The sequence below is a fragment of the Pseudomonas sp. RL_105y_Pfl2_101 genome (genome assembly GCF_963970585.1).
In the GTDB taxonomy this organism is placed as follows: Bacteria; Pseudomonadota; Gammaproteobacteria; order Pseudomonadales; family Pseudomonadaceae; genus Aquipseudomonas.
This window is the reverse complement of record NZ_CAXAPG010000070.1, coordinates 1-6,251: the sequence shown is the minus strand read 5'-3', so window position 1 is coordinate 6,251 and position 6,251 is coordinate 1. Positions and strand designations below refer to the sequence as shown.

Sequence of the window (6,251 nt, the reverse complement as noted above, 5' to 3'; positions counted from 1 at the left end):
TCATCGCCGACCCGTTCTACGGCAAGGCCGACGCCCGTTTGTACAAAACCGGTGACATCGGTCGCTGGCTGCCGGACGGCACGCTGCAGTACCTGGGGCGCAATGACGATCAGGTGAAGATCCGCGGGTTCCGTATCGAACTGGGCGAAATCGAAGCCAAGCTCGCCCAGCACGGCGCGGTGAAGGAGGCTGCGGTGCTGGTCCGTGAAGACGTACCGAGGGAAAAACGCCTGGTGGCCTATTTCACCCAGTACGCGCCGGACGAAGCGGTGGAACTCGATGCGCTACGTACGTCGCTGCTGGCGCAACTGCCGGCCTTCATGGTGCCGGTGGCTTATGTACGCCTCGATGCGATGCCGCTGACACCCAACGGCAAGCTCAACCGCAAGGTGCTGCCGGCCCCGGACCTGGAGGCTTTCATCACCCGGGGCTACGAAGCCCCTATTGGCGAAACCGAAATCACCCTGGCCCAGCTGTGGGCTGAAGTGCTCAACGTAGAGCGCGTTGGCCGTCACGATCACTTCTTCGAACTGGGCGGGCATTCCTTGCTTGCCGTCAGCCTGATGGAGCGGATGCGCCAAGAGGGTATGGAAGCGGATGTGCGGGCGTTGTTCGAGCAGCCCACGCTCTCGGAATACGCGGCAACGACAGAAAAAATGGAGATTGTCCTGTGAGTGTGATCGAACTGTTGGCGACACTAAAAGAAAAAGACGTACAGCTTTCAGTCAAGGGCGATCAGCTTGTGGTACGGGGCCGCAAACAGTCCCTGAGCGAGCCGGCGGTGCTGGCCATGTTGCGCGAGCACAAAGCCGCGCTGATCGCGTTGATCCAGGCCGGGCAATACGATGACCGCAAGGCTGGCGAAATCGACATCCCAGCCAATGCCATTCCCGTCGGTTGCGTGCAGATCACGCCGGACATGCTGCCACTGGTGACCCTCGACCAGCCGGCCATCGACCGCATCGTGGCCACCGTGCCGGGCGGCGCGGCCAACGTGCAGGACATCTACCCGCTGGCGCCGTTGCAGGAGGGGATTCTTTATCACCACCTGACCGCCACCCAGGGCGATCCCTACCTGTTGCAGGCGCACTTCAGCATCAGTCGGCAGGAGCGCCTGACGGATTTTGTCGACGCCTTGCAAAGCGTGATCGACCGCCACGACATCCTGCGCACCGCCATCGTCCGCGAAGGGTTGCAGGAGGCGGTGCAGGTGGTCTGGCGCGAGGCCCGACTGGGGGTCAAGGACATCAGTAGTGCCGACCTCGCCGAGGGTGACGTCATGGCGCAACTGCAGGCGCGCTTCGATCCTCGGCACTATCGCCTGGACGTCAGCCAGGCGCCGCTGTTGCTGCTGGTGGTTGCCGAGGACGCAGCCAACCAGCGCTGGGTCGCCATGCTGCTGTTCCATCACATGGCCCTCGACCACGCAGCCCTGGCGGTTGTGCAGAGTGAGATGCAAGCCTACTTGATGGGGCAGGCCGGGCAATTGCAGCCTGCCGCGCCTTACCGCGACTATGTCGTTCGGACCCGACAGGTCGGCCAGCGCCAGGCTGACGAGACGTTCTTCCGCGAGATGCTGGGCAACGTCGAGGAACCGACCTTACCCTTTGGCCAGCAGGATGTGCTGGGCGATGGCAGTGCCATCGAAGAAAGCCATCTGACACTGGCCCCGGACCTCAGTCGCCGTCTGCGCGCGCAGGCCCGTCAGCTCGGCGTGAGCGCGGCGAGCATTTTTCACCTGGCCTGGGCGCAGGTACTCTGCAGTGTATCGGGCCGCGAGGACGTGGTGTTCGGCACGGTGATGCTCGGTCGCATGCAGGCCGGCGAAAGCACGACCCGGGCCCTGGGCATGTTCATCAATACCTTGCCATTGCGTGTGGGTGTCGGTGCACAGAGCGTGCGCGATGGGGTGAAAAGCACCCACGCGCGGTTGAGCAGCCTGCTCAGTCACGAATACGCCTCCCTGGCCCTGGCGCAACGTTGCAGCGGCGTGGCGGCGCCGGCGCCGCTATTCAGCGCGCTGCTGAACTACCGTCACAGCGCCAGCGCGGCGCATGTCCCCGCGGCTGACGTCAGCCTGGCCTGGGATGGGATGGAAGCCCTGGGGGCGGAAGAACGCACCAACTACCCGCTGATCCTCTCGGTGGACGACTTTTCCGACGACTTCGCCTTGTCGGCGCAAGCCACTGCGCTGATTGGCGCGCAACGCATCGGCGATTACATGCAGGCCGCCGTTGAAAGCCTAGTCACCGCCCTGGAGTCTGCGCCCGGAGCGATGCTCAACAGCCTGTCGTTACTGCCAGAATCGGAGCGTGAACGGGTGCTGTTTTCGTTCAACGACACCGACCGTGATTATCCGCGCGAACAACCGATTCATGCCTTGTTCGAGGTCCAGGCCCAGGCACGTCCGGACGCGCCGGCAGCGGTGCAGGATGGGCAAGTCCTGACTTACCGCGAACTGGACCGCAACGCCGGGCGTCTGGCCAGGCATCTGCTCGACCTTGGGCTGCAAGCGGGTCAGACCGTGGCGATCCTGCTGCCGCGCTCGCTCGATCTACTGGTCAGCCAACTGGCCGTGCTCAAGTGTGCGGCGGTGTACCTGCCGCTGGACATCAATGCCCCTGCCGAGCGCCAGCAGTTCATGATCGAGGACAGCCACGCCGTGCTGGCCTTGACCCACAGCCGAGAAGCCTTGGCGTCGCACGTGCGTCGGGTGGACCTGGACCGTGTCGACCTTCCCGAGCCGGCGGCCCGTTGTGGCCAGCAACCCGCATCGAGCGAAGCGCCGGCGTACATCATGTACACCTCAGGTTCCACGGGGACACCCAAGGGCGTGCTGGTGCCGCATCGGGCAATCAGTCGGCTGGTAATCAATAACGGTTTTGCCGACTTCAACGAACAGGACCGGGTGGCCTTCGCCTCCAATCCCGCTTTCGACGCCAGCACCCTGGAAGTCTGGGCACCGTTGCTCAATGGCGGTTGCGTGGTGGTGGTCGATCAGGACGTGCTGTTGTCCCAGGAGCGCTTGCACGGGCTGTTGCTCGAGCAGGCGGTGACTGTGTTGTGGATGACGGCGGGGCTGTTTCACCAATACGCCGACCACCTGATGGACGTGTTCGCCCAGTTGCGCTACTTGATTGTCGGCGGCGACGTGCTGGATCCGGCGGTAATCGCCCGCGTCCTCAAGGACGGCGCGCCGGCCCATCTGCTCAACGGCTACGGCCCGACGGAAGCGACGACGTTCTCGACCACCTACGAAATCAAGGCCGGTGGCGAGGGCAGCGTCCCGATTGGCCGTCCTTTGAGCAACACCCGGGTCTACATCCTCGATGCGCAGCAGCGACCCGTGCCCCAGGGCGTGGCCGGCGAGCTGTACATCGGCGGCCTGGGGGTCGCCAACGGCTACCTGAACCGCCCGGACCTGAGCGCCGAAAAATTCCTCCTCGACCCGTTCAGTCATAACCCCCAGGCCTTGATGTACCGCACCGGCGACCTCGGGCGCTTCCGGGAGGACGGCAATATCGAGTACCTGGGCCGCAACGACGGCCAGGTGAAGATCCGTGGCTTTCGCATCGAACCGGGGGAGATCGAAGCCCGCCTGGCGCAACACGCTGCGGTGAAAGAGGCGACGGTGCTGGTGCGTGAAGACGTTCCCGGCGAAAAACGCCTGGTGGCTTATTTCACCTTGCATTCAACGGATGACAGCGCGGACATCGAAGCCCTGCGTGCGCATCTGCAAAGCCGCTTGCCGGACTATATGGTCCCGGCTGCCTACGTGCGGCTCGATGCCTTGCCGCTGACCCCCAACGGCAAGCTCGACCGCAAGGCCTTGCCGGCTCCCGACCAGGCTTCGATCATCAGCCGAGGCTACGAAGCTCCGGTGGGCGAAACCGAAATGACCCTGGCCCGACTGTGGCAGCAAGTTCTCAACGTCGAGCAGGTGGGACGCCACGATCATTTCTTCGAGCTGGGCGGCCATTCCCTGCTGGCCGTCAACCTGATCGAGCAGATGCGCCAGGTGGGTTTGAGCGCAGACGTTCGCGTGCTGTTCGGTCAGCCGACCCTCGCGGCGCTGGCCGCAGCGGTGGGCGGCGGCAATGAAGTTGCGGTCCCGGCCAATGGCATCACCCCCGATTGTGAGCGGATCACCCCGGCCATGCTGCCGCTGGCGACATTGACCCAGGCGGCGATCGACCGAATCGTCGCCACGGTGCCGGGTGGTGTGCACAACGTCCAGGACATCTACCCGCTGGCACCGTTGCAGGAAGGTATTCTCTATCACCATGTCTCGGCGCAGCAGGGCGATCCCTACGTGTTGCAGGCGCTGTTCGCTTTCCAGGACGAGGCGCGCCTCGAGGCCTTCGCCCAGGCATTGCAAGGCGTCATCGACCGGCACGACATCCTGCGCACCTCGATCATGTGGGAGGGGCTGGAGCAGCCGATACAGGTGGTCTGGCGCAAGGCGCTGTTGAGTGTCGAGCAACTGCGGCTGGACGCGTCGGACGTCGATGCCGTGACCCAACTGCATGCACGTTACGACTCTCGTCATCATCGCCTGGACATTCGCCAGGCCCCGCTGATGTGCTTGCGTTATGCCCATGACACGGCCAACCAGCGCTGGGTGGCGATGCTGCTGTTCCACCACATTGCCCTGGACCACACGGCGCTGGAAGTCGTGCAGCAAGAGATGCAGGCGCACCTGCTGGGCCAGGCCGGCCAATTGGCCGCCGCGCTGCCGTACCGCAACTATGTGGCCCAGGCGCGCCTGGGTGTCAGTGAGCAAGAACACGAAGAGTTCTTCCGCGAGATGCTCGGTGATGTCGACGAGCCGACCCTGCCGTTGGGGTTGCAACAGGTGCAGGGTGACGGTTGTGGCATCGAGGAGGCCAAGCTGGCATTGAACGCCGGTTTAAACCGCCGCTTGCGGGCGCAGGCGCGGCGGCTCGGCGTGAGTGCGGCCAGCCTGCACCATTTGGCGTGGGCACAGGTACTGGGACGTTTGTCCGCGCGAGAGGACGTGGTGTTCGGCACGGTCCTGATGGGGCGGATGCAGGCCGGCGAGGGCGCCGACCGGGTCCTTGGTATGTTCATCAATACCTTGCCGCTGCGAGTCAAGCTGGATGAGCAGGGCGCGCGCGCCGGGGTCAAGACCACCCATGGGCGGCTGACCGCATTGCTCGGTCACGAACATGCTTCGCTGGCCCTGGCGCAACGTTGCAGCCGCGTGGCCGCACCGGCCCCGTTGTTCAGTGCGCTGCTGAACTACCGGCACAGCGCGACCGGCTCCGCTTCAGCCGAGGCCATGAGCGCCTGGCAGGGTATGGAAGTCCTGGGCAACGAAGAACGGACCAACTACCCGCTGACCCTATCGGTGGATGACCTGGGCGACGGCTTCATGTTGAGCGCCCTGGTGGCGCAAGGGATTGGCGCGGCGCGTATCTGCGCCTACATGCACACGGCCCTGGAAAATCTGGTACAGGCCCTCGAGCATGCGCCCCAGACACCACTCAATCGCCTGGAGATCCTGCCGGAGAGCGAACGCAACCAGTTGCGGGTGGATTTCAACGCCACCAAACGTGCCTATCCCCACGAGCAGACCGTCCTGGCGCTGTTCGAGGCCCAGGCCGCGCACCTGCCGCACGCGATTGCAGTGGTGCACGGACAGCGCCAAGTGACGTACGCAGAGCTGAACGAGCAGGCCAACCGCCTGGCCCATCACCTGATCGGCCTCGGCGTGCAACCGGACGACTGCGTGGCGATCCTGCTGCCACGCTCCATCGAGCTGCTGGCCAGCCAGTTGGCGATTCTCAAGTGCGCGGCAGCCTACGTGCCGCTGGATCGCAACGCCTCGCTGGAGCGCCAAGGGTTCATGCTTGGCGACTGCCAGGCCAAGTGCCTGCTGACGTTCAGTACCGAGGTGGTTCCTGAAGGCGCGCGGCGCATCGACCTGGACACGCTGGACGACCAAGGGCTGCTGCACAACCCGGCATTGGCGCAGTCCAGTGAATCGATCGCCTACATCATGTACACCTCGGGCTCTACCGGTACCCCGAAAGGCGTGCTGGTGCCGCATCGGGCGATCACCCGGCTGGTGATCAACAACGGTTATGCCGATTTCAACGCGCACGACCGCATTGCCTTCGCCTCCAACCCGGCGTTCGACGCCAGTACCATGGACGTCTGGGGCGCGTTGCTCAATGGCGGGCAAGTGGTGGTGATCGACCATGAAACCTTGCTGGAACCTGCGCAGT

General features: G+C 64.4%; 2 protein-coding genes. Both read left to right on the top strand.

The genetic code is table 11. The features are described 5' to 3' along the window. A partial coding sequence (locus AACY31_RS29160) for a phosphopantetheine-binding protein (RefSeq protein ID WP_445261590.1) occupies positions 1-674 on the top strand: 674 nt, incomplete at its 5' end. Beyond that, positions 671-6,251 (top strand): amino acid adenylation domain-containing protein (locus AACY31_RS28060; protein WP_445261589.1); only part of this gene is annotated, 5,581 nt, incomplete at its 3' end. The genes AACY31_RS29160 and AACY31_RS28060, both read left to right, overlap by 4 nt.